Consider the following 15,662-nt stretch of genomic DNA (forward strand, 5'->3'; position numbering starts at 1 on the left):
TTACTTCCTAAATACATAGTTGCCCCGGATCTTGCGCCAGAGCCCGAACGCATCGGTACGGGGGAAGATGGCGATCCGGCGGATCTGCAGCGGGTCTCGATGCATGGCTCTGGGGCCGCTGTTGGTGGCCACGGCATAACGGTAACCGGCCGCACTGGCTTGGGCCTTGGCACTGTCATTCAGATCCCCGTAAGGGTAGGCAAACGACAAGAGCGGATGACCGAGCAGCTGTTCCAGCCGATCCTTGTTGGCCTGGATCTCTTGAGCCTGCAGTGTTGGTGTGAGCGTGCTGAGGCGCGGGTGGGTCAGGGTATGACCCCCGATCTCCACATGGCCCGACGCGGCGAGCGCACGGATCTCATCGCCGTTCATCAATGCCACCGGCGTATCGGGGTGGGTCGGGTGCTCCACATCCCAGCGATTGTGATCCTCACCGGTCACTATGTACACCACGACTTTGTAACCATATTTTTCAAGCAGCGGCAGCATGCGGGTGAGGTTATCCCGATAACCATCGTCGACGGTGATCATCAGGTACTTCTTGCCGTACTGCAGGCGATGGATGAAGCCCTTCTCCTCCAGATCGGCGAAGGTCAGCGTCTCGTAACCGAGCCACTTCATCAGCTTGAGGTGTTTCTCGAACATGGCGATAGGCAACCAGGTGCCATGCACCCCCTTCTCGCTCTCCTGCTCGATGAAGCGGTGATACATGATGACCGGCATCTCGCGGCGCAGGGTCTCCACCACGGCGTCCTGATAGACGGACTCGAGCCCGCTCACCACGCCCTGCAAGCCATATTCATGCTGAATACGCAGGCGCAGGGGGTCAGACACCGCCTTGCTGGCCAACGCAGTCGCTATCTGTGCCTTCAATGCGGCAAAGTCGATCGCCAGATCCTGCGGCCCTATGTCGCCAAAGTTGCTGGCCAGCGCCTCATCCAGATTCTGCTCGGTCACCAGACCGATAGCCCTGGCCTCACCGATGGCGAAGGCGGGACGGCCGCACAGCAGGGCCTCCATCGCCACCCGACCGGCCCCGATCACCAGATCGCAACCCGCCAGCAGAGTGGGGACGTCATTCACATAGCCGACAAATTCAACCCTGTCCTCGAAACGGGCAAAGCGCTCCGGCAACCGAGTACCGCTAACGACTCGTACCCGGCAGGCGGCCAGATCCAGAACCTCGTCCAGCAGGCGATAGCAGAGCTCGCCCTTGGGACCGCTCAGCCGCCCTATGATGGCGATCACCGGCTTGGCGTTGTCCGGGGCCGGCATCGGCTGGAACTTGTCGGTCTCGATGCCGTTGCGCAGCACCTGCACCTTGGCCGGATCCACCCCCAGGTTGTCGATGATCTGGTGGGCAATGTCTTCACACACCGCCACCGCCCGGTAGCCGAGTGCATGGAAGGCCTTGCGGGAGGCGTGCACCGGCTGACGGCCATGCACCGTGGTGATCATGGGGGTGCCGGTCAGCTTACAGGCCACATAGCTGCTCCAGCCGGAGGCTCGGGAGTGAGCGTGCACCAACTGGATATGGTACCTCTTGATGAGGTAGATGAGGTAAAACACATGCCAGAACCGGCGCAATATGCTGCGCTTGTTGAACCGCAACTTGAACACCGGACCCAGGGTGGGTTTGGTCAGGGTATCTGACACGTAAAAGACGTTGTGGCCACGCCGGGTAAGCTCATTACCGACCGTGGTGGCATAGACCTCAGCTCCCGTCACCTCGAGCTGGGAGAGTGCCATCAATATATTCATACAAGCGCATCCGATCGACGGGTGGCCAGAGCCACCCGTCAGAGGGGGATCAAACCCGGTTCAGCCAGGCCATGTAATCGGCCACGCCTTCGGCCACCGTCTTGAACTCGCCGTCATAGCCGACCGCGCGCAAGCGGGTCAGATCTGCCTGGGTGAAGCTCTGATAACGGCCCTTGAGGTGATCCGGGAAGGGGATATACTCGATAGCGCCCTGCTGATGATGCTTGATCACCGCCTCGGCCACGTTCTGGAACGGCTCGGCACGGCCGGTGCCGCAGTTGAAGATGCCGGAGTGCTGCGGATGCTGCCAGAACCAGAGGTTCACCTTGCAGACGTCATCCACATAGATGAAGTCGCGCATCTGGCCGCCGTCCGGGAAGCCGTCACAGCCTTCAAACAGCTTGGGATTGCCGCCCTGCTTCACCTGGGTATTGAGGTGGAAGGCGACGGAGGCCATGGAGCCCTTGTGCTGCTCGCGCGGACCGTAGACGTTGAAGTACTTCAGACCCACGACCTGGGAGTTGATCTCCGGCAGCCAGCGGCGCACGTACTGGTCGAACAGCTGCTTGGAATAGCCGTAGACGTTGAGCGGCTGTTCGAACTTGGGATCTTCGATGAAGTTGTCGTTGCGACCACCGTAGGTGGCGGCGGAGGAAGCATAGATGAACGGGATTTCCCGCTCGATGCAGTAGTGGAACAGATCCTTGGAGTACTCGTAGTTGACCTCCATGATGAACTTGCCGTTCCACTCTGTGGTCGCGGAGCAGGCGCCTTCGTGGAAGATCACCTCGATGCCGCCATCCCATTCCTCAAACTCGTCACCGGAGACGATACGCGCCTGGAACTCGTCCTTATCCATGTAATCGGCAATGGTCAGGTCGACCAGGTTGACGAACTTGGTGCCATCGGTCAGGTCATCGATGACCACCACATCGGTCCGTCCTTGAGCGTTCAGCTGCTTGACCAGATTGCTGCCGATAAAGCCAGCACCGCCAGTTACTACGATCATGGAGTTTGCCTCGCGTACGTTGATGGCCACGTGTGACTGCTTGTTAAAGCTGTGTATAGTGGGCCAATTTGAAATTGCCGAAAAGTTTATCACGGGCCGCAAGGGGATTCGACCTTGATGCACAGGGCCCGGCAGAGGGATCAGTGATGAAAACCAGAGACAGGATCATTCACAGCGCCACCGAGCTGTTCAACGATCAGGGTGAACGCAACATCACCACCAACCACATTGCCGCCCATCTCGGCATCAGCCCAGGCAATCTTTATTACCACTTCCGCAATAAAGAAGACATCATCCACTCCATCTTCGATCAATACGCCCGTCACCTGAGCGAGAGTTTTACTCCCGCCCGCAGCAACGAGATCAAGCTGGCAGACCTGATGGGCTATCTGGATGCCATCTTCTATCTGATGTGGCAGTTCCGTTTCTTCTACGCGAACCTACCGGACATCCTCAGTCGCGACGAGCCGCTGCAGCAGAAGTACCTCAAGGCCCAGGAGCAACTGAGGGCCGCCGTGGTCGCCCTGCTCAGGAGCCTGCGCGAGGGGGGCATCATCGCCGTCAGCGACGAGGATCTGCCGGATCTGGGCCAGACCATCAAGATGGTGGTGACCTGCTGGATCCCGTTCCAGATTGCCCAGGCCCCCAGCGCCCGCATCACCAAGCCCTTGCTTTATCAGGGCGTGTTGCGGGTGCTGTTCCTGCTGCGCCCCTATGTGCAGCCCCAAGTGGCCGCGCAGATCCGGCAACTGGAGCAACACTACCATCAACTGGCCCAACCAGCCGGGTGAGATCTGTTTCACAATTGTTGAATATCAGCACAATAATTTGAATTCATGCGCGGCGATTACAGTAAAATGTTGCCCACTGTAGTTACACCGCCGAAATAGCCAATGAGGACCGAGGATGTCTAACGGATTCTATCGTCACCTGACCGAGCAGTTGGAACAGGTCAAAGCGGAAGGCTTGTACAAGCAGGAACGCATCATCACCTCGGCCCAGCAGGCCCAGATCGCGGTGGGTGGCGAGCAGGTACTGAACTTCTGCGCCAACAACTACCTGGGGCTGGCCAACCATCCCGATCTCGTCGCCGCGGCCCATCAGGGGCTGGACAGCCACGGCTTCGGCATGGCCTCGGTGCGCTTCATCTGCGGCACTCAGGATCAACACAAGGTGCTGGAGCAGAAGCTGTCGACCTTCCTCGGCACCGAGGACAGCATCCTCTATTCCTCCTGCTTCGATGCCAACGGCGGTCTGTTCGAGACCCTGTTCGGCGCCGAAGACGCCATCATCTCCGATGCCCTCAACCACGCTTCCATCATCGACGGGGTGCGGTTGTGCAAGGCCAAGCGCTATCGCTACGCCAACAACGACATGGCCGAGCTGGAAGCCCAGCTCAAGCAGGCCAATGCCGACGGCGCCCGCTTCAAGCTGATCGCCACCGACGGGGTCTTCTCCATGGATGGGGTCATCGCCGACCTGAAATCCATCTGTGATCTGGCGGACAAGTACGATGCGCTGGTGATGGTGGATGACTCCCATGCGGTCGGTTTCATCGGCGATAACGGCCGTGGCACCCACGAATACTGCGACGTGCTGGATAGGGTCGACATCATCACCGGCACCCTGGGCAAGGCCCTCGGCGGCGCCTCCGGCGGTTACACCTCCGGCAAGAAAGAGGTGATCGACTGGCTGCGTCAGCGCTCGCGCCCTTATCTGTTCTCCAACTCCCTGGCCCCCTCCATCGTCTCGGCCACCATCAAGGTGATCGATATGCTGGCGGAAGGCCACGCGCTGCGCGCCCGTCTGAAGGAGAACAGCCAGTATTTCCGCACCCGGATGAGCGCAGCCGGCTTCACCCTGGCCGGCGCCGATCACGCCATCATCCCGGTCATGCTGGGGGATGCCAAGCTGGCCTCCGAGATGGCGAGCCGCATGCTGGCGGCCGGCATCTACGTGGTGGGCTTCTCCTTCCCGGTGGTGCCCAAGGGCCAGGCCCGCATTCGCACCCAGATGTCTGCCGCCCATACCCGCGAGCAACTGGACAAGGCTATCGACGCCTTCATCCGCATCGGCCGCGAACTCGGCGTGATCTGATCACATGGCTATTTGATTAAAACGGGGGCCAAGGTTGGCCCCATTTGATTACCCTCTGTACCCGGCGCAGCGCCGTGAGGAATCTGTCATGAAAGCACTCTCCAAACTCAAATCCGAAGTCGGCATCTGGATGACGGACGTCCCGGCTCCCGAGCTCGGCCACAACGATCTGCTGATCAAGATCCGCAAGACCGCCATCTGCGGCACCGACATGCACATCTACAACTGGGACGAGTGGGCCCAGAAGACCATCCCCGTGCCCATGGTGGTGGGTCATGAATACGTCGGTGAGGTGGTCGCCGTCGGCCAGGAAGTGCGCGGCTTCGCCGTGGGCGATCGGGTCTCCGGCGAGGGCCACATCACCTGTGGCCACTGCCGCAACTGCCGGGCCGGCCGCACCCACCTGTGCCGCAATACCATAGGGGTCGGCGTCAACCGCCCTGGCAGCTTCGCCGAATACCTGGTGATCCCGGCCTTCAACGCCTTCAAGCTGCCGGACAACATCCCCGATGAGCTGGCCGCCATCTTCGATCCCTTCGGCAACGCCGTGCACACCGCCCTCTCCTTCGATCTGGTCGGCGAGGACGTGCTCATCACAGGTGCCGGCCCCATCGGCATCATGGCCGCCGCCGTCTGCCGCCACGTCGGCGCGCGTCATGTGGTGATCACCGACGTCAACGAATACCGGCTGGAGCTGGCCCGCAAGATGGGCGCCACCCGCGCGGTCAACGTGAGCAAAGAGAAACTCGCCGACGTGATGAGCGAGCTCGGTATGACCGAGGGCTTCGACGTCGGGCTGGAGATGTCCGGTGTGCCCTCCGCCTTCCAGGACATGATCGACAAGATGAACCACGGCGGCAAGATCGCCATGCTCGGCATCCCGCCCTCCACCATGGCCATCGACTGGAACAAGGTGATCTTCAAGGGGCTGTTCATCAAAGGGATCTACGGCCGCGAGATGTTCGAGACCTGGTACAAGATGGCCAGCCTCATCCAGTCAGGGCTGGATCTCAGCCCCATCATCACCCATCACTTCCATATCGATGACTTCCAGCAGGGCTTCGACGCCATGGGATCAGGCAAGTCCGGCAAGGTGATCCTCAACTGGGATAAGTGAGTCTTTTTCACTGCTGACTGAAAAAACCCGGCGAAAGCCGGGTTTCTTTTTGCGGTTGTCTGGCCTGCTACGCCTCCCTGCGCAGAAACTTTGTTCGCAGATTGCTTAACACTTCACACACAAGCGTTTAAATGCCTGTAACTATTCGGTTATAATCCCGTCGTTTTCTAGGGATAATAAGAGCCTGCTGGGAGTACATGAGCGTGTTGAAAAAACTGAGCTATTTGCTGGCTGCCGGGATCGCGGCTGCCAGTCTGTCCGGCGCCGCCCTTGCGGCAGAGAGTGCCGCCGATGAGATGTCACCGGAGGCCATCGCAGAGCGAATTGCCCCGGTCGGCCAAGTCTACACCGCCAAGGATCTGGAAGGGATCGCGACCGCGGCCGCCGCCCCTGCCGCCGCATCCTCCGGCCCCCGTGACGGCGAGACAGTGTTCAAGGGTGCCTGTTTTGCCTGCCATGACACAGGCGCGGCCGGGGCCCCGAAACGCGGGGACAAGGCGGCCTGGGAGCCCCGTATCGCCCAGGGCTTCGATACGCTGAAGAAGCATGCCATCGAGGGCTTCACCGGCAAGGCTGGCATGATGCCCCCCAGAGGCACCTGCGCCGCCTGTAGTGATGAAGAGATCGAAAACGCCATTCACTACATGATCGACAAGCTCTAAGTACTTGAAAGGGCTTCTATTGCGGCCCTTTCAATCTGTTTACTTCCGGCTACCCTTGAAGGTAAGCATTTTCGGGAGTTTTGCATGTCTGTCCAGCCCACCACACCGCACGACTCCATGCCGCTGCTGGCGATCGTCTCCTCCATCATGGACTTCCCTGCGCCAGGCATAGCCACCCCTGCGGACTACACCAGACTGGTGCAGCAGCTGGACAGGCTCTGCCCCTTGCAGCACTTTGCCATGCTGGGGCTGGCCGATGGGGGCCTGCACTGGGTGTACGAACACCAGCTGGCGGAGGATTTCAAGCAGCAGCTGGGGCTGGAGGAGCCCCGCCTCACCGAGCAGCTCACCCAGCTCGATGAACGCCTGGGCTGGTGCGTCCAGCCGGTCGAGCACACCGATGTCCAGTGGTTGCTGGCCCGTAGCGCCCCCGAGCACCTTTCCACCCTGCGGCTGCTGCTGGAGTGCCTGGCCAAGCGGCTGCATGAGACCCAGACCGGCGCCCAGCTGTCTGAGCTGGCCTCCCCCCTGATGCGGCGCGATCCGCACTGGCAGCAGAAGATAGAAAATATCAGCCGCATCATGAGGTTGGCTCACAGCCTCCCCCCTCACGCCCTGTTCTCCCAGCTGGAGGCCGTGCTGCGCCCCATGCTGGCCATTCGCGACATGCTGCTGGTCCGCCTCGACAACCTGCGGATGGAGACGCTCTACCCGACCCAGCTCCCCTATGATGACGACGTCATCAGGTCGCTGTGCCACAGCACCAACAACGTCGAGCGGCACGAGGGCGAGCTGTACTGGTACAGCCTGCCGCTGCGCCAGCAGCAGCAATATTTTGCCCACCTCCTCATCAGCACCCCCCAGGCGCTGGAAACCGACGATCGGCTGTTCCTCGACTTCCTGCGCAACCAGCTGACCCTGTTGCTGGAGCTGAAGCGGGTCAGGCAACAGCTGGATGAGCTCAACTCGGAGGAGTCCATCAATCAGCGCTTGCAGCAGCTGCGCCAGACCAACCTGCGGTTGCAGAAGCAGCTCAAGCAACATCAGGAGCTGGAGCGGCGGCTGCAGTTCGACGCGCTGCACGATCCGCTGACCCAGCTGCCAAACCGGGCCCTGCTGATGAACCATCTCCATCACGCCATCACCCGCTATCGCCGCTATCTGACCCCCGCCTTCACCCTGATCTTCATCGATGTGGATCACTTCAAGCAGGTCAACGACGCCCTCGGCCACAGCGCGGGGGATCAGCTGCTGCAGGAGCTGAGCAAGCGGCTGCAGAGCTGCATCCGGCAGAACGACATGGTGGCCCGGCTGGGGGGAGACGAATTCGTCATCTATCTGGACAACAGCCAGCAGGAGGAAGACATCAGCCCGGTGCTCAACCGCCTCCTCGGCCGCATCGCCCACCCGTTCCGGCTGCAGGGCAATGAGTTGACCATCACCGTCAGCCTGGGGGTGGCCAGCGTGACGGAGCAGACCACGGACATCAGCGAGCTGCTGCACCAGGCCGATCTCGCCATGTATCAGGCCAAGCGCAACGGCCGCAGCCGCATCGTCAGTTATTCCGAGGCCTGTGCCGAGCACGCCGGCTCGCCGGAGGAGATGCTGACCCGGGCCCTGCGGGAGGGGCGGATAGTGCCCTACTTCCAGCCAGTGATCCGACTCGAGGACAGCTGCCTGACAGGGCTGGAGGTGATGGCGCGCTGGATAACGGAGGAGGGGGAGCTCAAGGACGCCTTCGATTTCATCCCGCTGGCCGAGCAGTGTGGCCTCATTCAGGAGCTGGATCAGCAGATCCTCAGGCGGACTTGCCAGCAGCTGAAGAACTGGCTGCCGGTCTCGGGCCAGAGCCGCTTCAAGATCGCCCTCAACCTCTCCGGCAAGCATCTGGCCAGCCGCGAACAGCTCATGCGGCTGGTCAACATCATGGAGGAGGAGGGGGTATTGCCGAGTTACTTCATCTTCGAGTTCAACGAGCGGGAGCTGTCCAGGCAAAACTCCGACTCCCTCACCTCATTGCACGAGCTGAGGGCCAAGGGGATCCAGATCAGCCTGGATGACTTCGGCACCGGCTTCTCCTCCCTCAATGCCCTGTTTCACTTCCCGGTGGACTACATCAAGGTGGATGACAGCTTCACCCACCGCATGCTGAACTCCCCCAAGGATCTGGCGCTGATCCGCGCCATGCGGGACATCTGTCAGGATCTGGACTTCACCCTGGTGGTCGAGGGCATCGAAAACCAGCAACAGCTGCAGAAGCTGATCGATCTCGGCTGCACCATGGGACAGGGGCGCTACATCTCCCCGCCCCTGCCCGGGGCCGATATCACCCCGCTGCTGAGCCAGGCCGGCGCGGGTTAACCCGGCTCAATCCTGCTTGAACTCAATCTTTCTTGAATAAGGCCCGCAGGTTGGCCACCCCGACCTGCCCCTTCTGCTGACGCTCCTCGGCGGTCACCTTCTTCTGATTCTCCCACTCCAGATCATCCTGAGGCAGCTCCAGCAGGAAGCGGCTCGGCTCGGGCCGCACCGACTCGCCGTATTGGCGTCGCTCCTTGCAGAGGGTGAAAGTCAGCTCGGTCTGGGCCCGGGTGATGCCCACGTAGGCGAGGCGCCGCTCCTCCTCCACGTTGTCTTCGTCGATGCTGGTCTGGTGTGGCAACAAGCCCTCCTCCATGCCCACCATGTAGACATAGGGGAACTCCAGCCCCTTGGAGGCGTGCAGGGTCATCAGCTGCACCTGATCCGCATCATCCTCTCCCTCGTTGCGCTCCATCATGTCGCGCAGGGTGAGGCGCGTCACAACCTGGTTGAGCGTCATGGCCTCCTCCAGTTCGTCCCCTTCCAGCATCTCGGTGATCCAGCGATAGAGGGTAGAGACGTTCTGCATCCGCATCTCGGCCGCCTTGGGGCTAGGCGAGGTCTCATAGAGCCACTCCTCGTAGTGGATCTCCTTGATCATGTCCCGCACCGCCTCCACCGGATTGCCGCGCTGCGCCTGCTCGCCGAGCCGCACCAGCCAGTTGGTGAAGGCCTGCAGGGCCACCAGACCACGGCCGGAGAGGGATTGCTCCAGCCCCAGCTCGAAGCTGGCGGCAAACAGGCTCTTGCCGCGCTGGTTCGCGTACTGGCCCAGCTTTTCGAGGGTGGTGGGACCAATCTCCCGCCGCGGCAGGTTGACCACCCGCAGGAAGGCGGTGTCCTCGTCCGGATTCACCAGCAGCTTGAGGTAGGCCATGATGTCCTTGATCTCGGTGCGGGAGAAGAAGGAGGTGCCGCCCGAGATGCGATAGGGGATGCGGTTGGTCATCAGCGCCTTCTCGAAGATGCGCGACTGATGGTTGCCCCGGTAGAGGATGGCGTAATCCTTGAACCGGGTGCGATTCATGAACTTGTGACCCATCAACTCGGCGGCGATGCGCTCCGCCTCGTGCTCCTCGTTCTTGGCAAACAGCACCTTGACCGGTACCCCGTAGTCGAGCTCGGAGAACAGCGCCTTGTCAAACACATGGGGGTTGTTGGCGATCAGGATGTTGGCGCATTTCAGGATGCGCCCCTTGGAGCGATAGTTCTGCTCCAGCTTGATGAGCTTGAGGCTGGGGAAATCCTCGTTCAGCAGCACCAGGTTCTGGGGCCTGGCACCGCGCCAGGAGTAGATCGACTGGTCATCGTCCCCCACCACGGTGAAGCGGGCCCGCTCGCCGACGATCTGCTTCACCAGCTCGTACTGGCTGGTGTTGGTGTCCTGATACTCGTCGACCAGCAGGTAGCGGATCTTGTTCTGCCAGCGGGTGCGCACCTCCTCGTTGCTTTTCAGCAGCAGGGTCGGCATCACGATGAGATCGTCGAAATCCAGCGCGTTGTAGGCCACCATCTGGCGATGATAACGCTCGTAGAGCTGGGCCATCAGCACCTCTTCCGGCCCCTTGGCGATGCGCATGGCTCGCGCCGGCAAGATAAGGTCGTTCTTCCAGTTGGAGATCTGGCTGATCAGGGCCGACAGCTTGTCCTTGTCGTTGTCGAGCTCGGCTTCGGTCAGCTCTTTGAGCAGTGCCAGCTGGTCGGTGTCGTCGAACAGGGAGAAGTTCGCCTTGAGATTCAGGCTCTTGTGTTCGCGGCGAATGATATCTAGCCCCAGGGTATGGAAGGTGGAGACCATCAGCCCCCGCGCCTCCTTGCGGCCCAGGGTCTGGCCGACCCGCTCCTTCATCTCCCGCGCCGCCTTGTTGGTGAAGGTGACCGCCGCTATGTTGCGCGCGTTATAGCCGCACTGCTGCACCAGGTAGGCGATCTTGTTGGTGATGACGCGGGTCTTGCCCGATCCGGCACCCGCCAGCACCAGGCAAGGGCCGGAGACAAACTTGACCGCTTCATTCTGATTGGGGTTGAGCTTCATGGGCCGGATCTCTTGGCTTATGATGAGGGGCGGCATTGTAACAGAGATCGCCGGGACAGCCGAAGCCGGACGCCGGGGCCCGCCACTTCGCCTTGTGTTTGGGCGCCATTTTCAGGATCATGGCCGACTTTTCCAGATGATGATGAGGGGAGCATGAACCAGCAACAGCACGCCCGATTGCGCAGCCAGTTTCCGGCCTTGGCGCAGGAGGTCAATGGCCATCCCCTGGTCTATCTGGATAACGCCGCCACCACCCAGAAACCCCTGGCGGTGCTGGACGTCATCGCCCATTACTACCGGGCCGATAACGCCAACGTGCACCGCGCCGCTCACGCCCTGAGCGGTCGCGCCACCCGCGCCTTCGAGGCCGCCCGCGAGACCACGGCCCGCTTCATCAATGCGCCTCATAGCCGCGAGATCATCTGGACCCGCGGCACCACGGAGGCGATCAACCTGGTGGCCCAGAGCTGGGGCTCAAGCGAGCTGAAGGCCGGGGACGAGATAGTCCTCAGCACCCTGGAGCATCACGCCAACATAGTGCCCTGGCAGCTGATCGCTCAGCGCACCGGCGCCATCATTCGGGTCATTCCGCTGGATGAGCGTGGAGACCTCGATCTCGACGCTTACCATAAACTGCTGGGGCCGCGCACCCGGCTGGTCAGCGTCGCCCATGTCTCCAATGCCCTCGGCACCGTCAATCCGGTGGCGCAGATAGTGGCGGCCGCCAAGGCGGTCGGTGCCCTGACCCTGATCGATGGCGCCCAAGCGGTGGCCCACCTCGAGGTGGATGTGCAGGCCATCGGCTGCGACTTCTATGCCTTCTCCGGTCACAAGCTCTATGGCCCGACCGGGATCGGCGTGCTCTGGGGCAGGACCGAGTTGCTGGAGCGGATGCCCCCCTGGCAGGCGGGCGGCGAGATGATCGATAAGGTCAGCTTCGCTGGCACCAGCTTCAATGCTCTGCCGTTCAAGTTTGAGGCGGGCACCCCCCATATCGTCGGGGCCATCGGTCTGGCCGCCGCCATCGACTTCATCACACAACAAGACAGAGCCGCCTTGGTGCGCCATGAGCAGGCACTCACCGACTATCTGGTGGCCGGCTTGCGCCAGGTACCCGGCCTGCGCCTGGTCGGCGAACCCAGGCAGCGCGCCGGTGCCGTCTCCTTCCTGCTGGACGACATCCACCCGCAAGATGCCGCTACCCTGCTCGACATGCAGGGCATAGCGCTGCGGGTCGGCCATCACTGCGCCATGCCGCTGATGGAGAGCCTGGGACTGAGCGGCACGATGCGAGCCTCCCTGGCCTGCTACAACAATCGAGACGACGTGGATGCCCTTCTGGCGGCCCTGCACAGACTGGAAGATTTCTTTTAAGGCATGACGGACATGAATACTCTCAAAAGCTATACCCCCATCGGCCGGGAGCCGAACGCCGATAACCTACGCCAGCAGTTTGCCGCCGCCAACGGCTGGGAGAACCAGTACCGGCTCATCATCCAGCTCGGCAAGTTGCTGCCCGCGCTGCCGACCGAGTGGCAGCAGGAGGAGTTTCGCCTCAAGGGATGCGAGAGCCAGGCCTGGCTGAAGGCGGAGAAAAGTGAGGACGGTTGCTGGCACTTTGCCTGTGACTCCGACGCCCGCATCGTGCGGGGCCTCATCGTCATAGTACTGGCGGCGCTCAACCATCACTCCGCAGAGACCATTCAGGCCTTTGATATGGAAGCCTATTTCACCGAGCTGGGGCTGGAGAAACACCTGAGCCCGTCACGGGGTAACGGGCTCAGGGCGATCGTGCTGGCAATTCGGGCTCAGGCCTCCGCCTGATCCCCGGCCACCGGCGGCTGCGACCTATCCTCGCTACTGTCCATGAGGGCGGCACGCTCAGCCCTCGCACCCCGCTCGGCAATCTTCTTCAATACCCGGGAAGCGGCGACCAGACCAAAGGTCGCCGTCACCGGTGTCACGGCCCCGAAACCGGAGGCACAATCCATCTTCATATTGCCATCGCTGGCCGCCTTGGCCTGGCAGGTGCCGCCCTGGCCATCGGGGTAACTCAGCTGCTCGGTTGAGAACACACACTCCACCCCGAATTTGCGGGCCGGGTTCTTGCTGAAGTTGTGCAGCCGGCGCAGATCCGAGCGCACCTTGGCCGCCAGCGGATCCTGAATGGTCTTGGCCAGATCGGCCACGGTGATCTGGGTAGGGTCCATCTGACCGCCGGCACCGCCGGCCACGATCACCGGGATCTTGTTGCGCTTGCAGAAGGCTATCAGCGCCACCTTGGCCTTGACCGAATCGATGGCATCCACCACATAGTCAAACTCCCGCTTGATATGCTCGGCCAGGTTGTCGGCCGTAACGAAGTCATCCACCTCGATCACGGTGCAATCCGGGTTGATGGCACGGATGCGCTCGGCCATGACTTCGGTTTTGAGGCGGCCGACCGTGCCCTGCATGGCGTGGATCTGGCGATTGGTGTTGGTGATGCAGATGTCGTCCATGTCGATCAGGGTGATCTCGTTGATACCGGCCCGGGCTAGTGCCTCCGCCGCCCAGGAGCCAACGCCGCCTATCCCCACCACACAGACCCTGGCCTGGCTGAAGGAGCCGAGTGCGCGCTGACCATAAAGACGGGCAATGCCTCCGAATCGCTGTAGATATTCTGCTTTCATACCACCACCTTGCTTGAGGGCGGCCATTATAGCGGCAACGATGGTCAACGGCGATCATCAGATGAGAGAGTGTTGATACAGAAGATGGAATGAGAAGGGGTAACAGTAGGGTTTGGCGGATGCCAGACATGAAAAAAAGCCCAGTCTTTCGACTGGGCTTCTTAATATTGGCGGAGCGGACGGGACTCGAACCCGCGACCCCCGGCGTGACAGGCCGGTATTCTAACCAACTGAACTACCGCTCCGCAATTTGGCTAGCTTCTGCTAAATCGTCTGCCGTTTCAGCGAGGTGTCATCCTCTCGGCCAACGTCGTGATGTGCACGGCGCTGTTTAATTGGGTGCCTGGCAGTGTCCTACTCTCGCATGGCGAATGCCACACTACCATCGGCGCTACCGCGTTTCACTTCTGAGTTCGGCATGGGATCAGGTGGTTCCACGGCGCTATGGCCGCCAGGCAAAAAACTTCATCCGGAAAGCTGACGTGAATAACGACTAAGCGCTTAGCTTGGTCACTATCACTGAATTAAGTAAGTAGTTCTTCATCTGCTACAAGGCCCAGAACACTTCTTGGGTGTTGTATGGTTAAGCCTCACGGGTAATTAGTATGGGTTAGCTCAACACGTCGCCGCGCTTACACACCCCACCTATCAACGTTGTGGTCTCCAACGGCCCTTTAGGACCCTCAAGGGGTCAGGGATGACTCATCTCAGGGCTCGCTTCCCGCTTAGATGCTTTCAGCGGTTATCGATTCCGAACTTAGCTACCGGGCAGTGCCACTGGCGTGACAACCCGAACACCAGAGGTTCGTTCACTCCGGTCCTCTCGTACTAGGAGCAACTCCCTTCAATCATCCAACGCCCACGGCAGATAGGGACCGAACTGTCTCACGACGTTCTGAACCCAGCTCGCGTACCACTTTAAATGGCGAACAGCCATACCCTTGGGACCGACTTCAGCCCCAGGATGTGATGAGCCGACATCGAGGTGCCAAACACCGCCGTCGATATGAACTCTTGGGCGGTATCAGCCTGTTATCCCCGGAGTACCTTTTATCCGTTGAGCGATGGCCCTTCCATTCAGAACCACCGGATCACTATGACCTACTTTCGTACCTGCTCGACCTGTCCGTCTCGCAGTTAAGCTGGCTTATGCCATTGCACTAACCTCCTGATGTCCGACCAGGATTAGCCAACCTTCGTGCTCCTCCGTTACTCTTTGGGAGGAGACCGCCCCAGTCAAACTACCCACCAGGCACTGTCCGCGAGCCCGATTCAGGGCCCTGCGTTAGAACATCAAACATACAAGGGTGGTATTTCAAGGACGGCTCCAGCGCAACTGGCGTCACGCCTTCAAAGCCTCCCACCTATCCTACACATGTAGGTTCAATGTTCAGTGCCAAGCTGTAGTAAAGGTTCACGGGGTCTTTCCGTCTAGCCGCGGGTACACCGCATCTTCACGGCGAATTCGATTTCACTGAGTCTCGGGTGGAGACAGCATGGCCATGGTTACACCATTCGTGCAGGTCGGAACTTACCCGACAAGGAATTTCGCTACCTTAGGACCGTTATAGTTACGGCCGCCGTTTACCGGGGCTTCGATCAAGAGCTTCGCTTGCGCTAACCCCATCAATTAACCTTCCGGCACCGGGCAGGTGTCACACCCTATACGTCCACTTTCGTGTTTGCAGAGTGCTGTGTTTTTGATAAACAGTCCCAGCCATCTGGTCACTGCGACTCCCAACTGCTCCATCCGCAAGGGACTTCACTGTCAAGAGCGAACCTTCTCCCGAAGTTACGGTTCTATTTTGCCTAGTTCCTTCACCCGAGTTCTCTCAAGCGCCTTGGTATTCTCTACCCGACCACCTGTGTCGGTTTGGGGTACGATGACTTGTAATCTGAAGCTTAGAGGCTTTTCCTGGAAGCATGGCATCAATGGCTTCACCACCGT

Annotated in this window: 11 protein-coding genes, 1 tRNA gene and 2 rRNA genes (1 of these 14 cut by a window edge); 7 read left to right on the top strand and 7 right to left on the bottom strand. The window is 60.6% G+C overall.

All coding sequences use genetic code 11. The features are described from left to right. Together EL255_RS19870 and rfaD are read right to left on the bottom strand one after the other, a co-directional pair. Nucleotides 1-1,761, bottom strand: a complete 1,761-nt coding sequence (locus tag EL255_RS19870) for a bifunctional glycosyltransferase family 4 protein/polysaccharide deacetylase (RefSeq protein WP_042655027.1) — start codon at nucleotides 1,759-1,761, stop codon at nucleotides 1-3. Between the two features lie 49 nt (nucleotides 1,762-1,810). Beyond that, the gene (rfaD, locus tag EL255_RS19875) at nucleotides 1,811-2,770 is read right to left on the bottom strand and encodes an ADP-glyceromanno-heptose 6-epimerase (RefSeq protein ID WP_042655051.1); all 960 of its coding nucleotides are present in this window, start codon (nucleotides 2,768-2,770) and stop codon (nucleotides 1,811-1,813) included. 146 nt (nucleotides 2,771-2,916) lie between these two features. Between rfaD and EL255_RS19880 the strand changes: the two genes are divergently transcribed. The 5 genes from EL255_RS19880 to EL255_RS19900 all read left to right on the top strand — a co-directional run bounded on the left by EL255_RS19880 (nucleotide 2,917) and on the right by EL255_RS19900 (nucleotide 9,007). Further along, nucleotides 2,917-3,561 carry a TetR/AcrR family transcriptional regulator gene (locus EL255_RS19880; protein WP_042655026.1) on the top strand — a complete coding sequence of 215 codons (645 nt, stop codon included), beginning with the start codon at nucleotides 2,917-2,919 and terminating at the stop codon, nucleotides 3,559-3,561. Between the two features lie 115 nt (nucleotides 3,562-3,676). Further along, complete coding sequence (locus EL255_RS19885; protein WP_042655025.1) at nucleotides 3,677-4,867, top strand: glycine C-acetyltransferase; 1,191 nt, start codon at nucleotides 3,677-3,679, stop codon at nucleotides 4,865-4,867. 88 nt (nucleotides 4,868-4,955) lie between these two features. After that, on the top strand, nucleotides 4,956-5,984 hold the full coding sequence (gene tdh, locus EL255_RS19890; RefSeq protein ID WP_042655024.1) for an L-threonine 3-dehydrogenase: 1,029 nt from the start codon (nucleotides 4,956-4,958) through the stop codon (nucleotides 5,982-5,984). A gap of 197 nt (nucleotides 5,985-6,181) precedes the next feature. Beyond that, nucleotides 6,182-6,646, top strand: a complete 465-nt coding sequence (locus EL255_RS19895) for a c-type cytochrome (RefSeq protein ID WP_042655023.1) — start codon at nucleotides 6,182-6,184, stop codon at nucleotides 6,644-6,646. Nucleotides 6,647-6,730: 84 nt separating this feature from the next. After that, nucleotides 6,731-9,007 (top strand): putative bifunctional diguanylate cyclase/phosphodiesterase, encoded by a 2,277-nt coding sequence (locus tag EL255_RS19900; RefSeq protein WP_042655022.1) that lies wholly within the window; start codon nucleotides 6,731-6,733, stop codon nucleotides 9,005-9,007. A 22-nt stretch (nucleotides 9,008-9,029) separates the two neighbouring features. Here the strand turns inward: EL255_RS19900 and rep are convergent, their stop codons facing one another. After that, nucleotides 9,030-11,042, bottom strand: coding sequence for a DNA helicase Rep (gene rep / locus EL255_RS19905; RefSeq protein WP_042655021.1), 2,013 nt, complete (start codon nucleotides 11,040-11,042; stop codon nucleotides 9,030-9,032). A 153-nt stretch (nucleotides 11,043-11,195) separates the two neighbouring features. Between rep and EL255_RS19910 the strand changes: the two genes are divergently transcribed. Both EL255_RS19910 and EL255_RS19915 read left to right on the top strand, forming a co-directional pair. Next, nucleotides 11,196-12,416, top strand: a complete 1,221-nt coding sequence (locus EL255_RS19910; RefSeq protein WP_042655020.1) for a cysteine desulfurase — start codon at nucleotides 11,196-11,198, stop codon at nucleotides 12,414-12,416. A 12-nt stretch (nucleotides 12,417-12,428) separates the two neighbouring features. Next, nucleotides 12,429-12,866, top strand: coding sequence for a SufE family protein (locus tag EL255_RS19915; RefSeq protein ID WP_042655019.1), 438 nt, complete (start codon nucleotides 12,429-12,431; stop codon nucleotides 12,864-12,866). On the opposite strand, the gene tcdA is transcribed toward EL255_RS19915, so the two are convergent. The 4 genes from tcdA to EL255_RS19935 form a co-directional block, all read right to left on the bottom strand. Continuing rightward, on the bottom strand, nucleotides 12,851-13,714 hold the full coding sequence (gene tcdA, locus EL255_RS19920; protein WP_042655050.1) for a tRNA cyclic N6-threonylcarbamoyladenosine(37) synthase TcdA: 864 nt from the start codon (nucleotides 13,712-13,714) through the stop codon (nucleotides 12,851-12,853). The two genes, EL255_RS19915 and tcdA, sit on opposite strands and share 16 nt — an antisense overlap. A 168-nt stretch (nucleotides 13,715-13,882) precedes the next feature. Continuing rightward, nucleotides 13,883-13,959: transfer RNA gene (locus EL255_RS19925), tRNA-Asp, on the bottom strand. Nucleotides 13,960-14,055: 96 nt separating this feature from the next. Beyond that, a 5S ribosomal RNA gene (rrf, locus tag EL255_RS19930) occupies nucleotides 14,056-14,170 on the bottom strand. 123 nt (nucleotides 14,171-14,293) lie between these two features. Next, nucleotides 14,294-15,662, bottom strand: a 23S ribosomal RNA gene (locus tag EL255_RS19935) (it continues 1,521 nt past the right edge of the window).

This window comes from Aeromonas encheleia (genome assembly GCF_900637545.1).
Taxonomy (GTDB): Bacteria; Pseudomonadota; Gammaproteobacteria; order Enterobacterales; family Aeromonadaceae; genus Aeromonas; species Aeromonas encheleia.

Bases quoted from the DNA above. Each gene is read 5' to 3' on its own strand.
- EL255_RS19895 (WP_042655023.1), top strand. From the start codon at position 6,182: ATGAGCGTGTTGAAAAAACTGAGCTATTTGCTGGCTGCCGGGATCGCG.
- tdh (WP_042655024.1), top strand. From the start codon at position 4,956: ATGAAAGCACTCTCCAAACTCAAATCCGAAGTCGGCATCTGGATGACG.
- EL255_RS19900 (WP_042655022.1), top strand. From the start codon at position 6,731: ATGTCTGTCCAGCCCACCACACCGCACGACTCCATGCCGCTGCTGGCG.
- EL255_RS19880 (WP_042655026.1), top strand. From the start codon at position 2,917: ATGAAAACCAGAGACAGGATCATTCACAGCGCCACCGAGCTGTTCAAC.
- EL255_RS19915 (WP_042655019.1), top strand. From the start codon at position 12,429: ATGAATACTCTCAAAAGCTATACCCCCATCGGCCGGGAGCCGAACGCC.
- EL255_RS19910 (WP_042655020.1), top strand. From the start codon at position 11,196: ATGAACCAGCAACAGCACGCCCGATTGCGCAGCCAGTTTCCGGCCTTG.
- rfaD (WP_042655051.1), bottom strand. From the start codon at position 2,770: ATGATCGTAGTAACTGGCGGTGCTGGCTTTATCGGCAGCAATCTGGTC.
- rep (WP_042655021.1), bottom strand. From the start codon at position 11,042: ATGAAGCTCAACCCCAATCAGAATGAAGCGGTCAAGTTTGTCTCCGGC.
- EL255_RS19870 (WP_042655027.1), bottom strand. From the start codon at position 1,761: ATGAATATATTGATGGCACTCTCCCAGCTCGAGGTGACGGGAGCTGAG.
- tcdA (WP_042655050.1), bottom strand. From the start codon at position 13,714: ATGAAAGCAGAATATCTACAGCGATTCGGAGGCATTGCCCGTCTTTAT.
- EL255_RS19885 (WP_042655025.1), top strand. From the start codon at position 3,677: ATGTCTAACGGATTCTATCGTCACCTGACCGAGCAGTTGGAACAGGTC.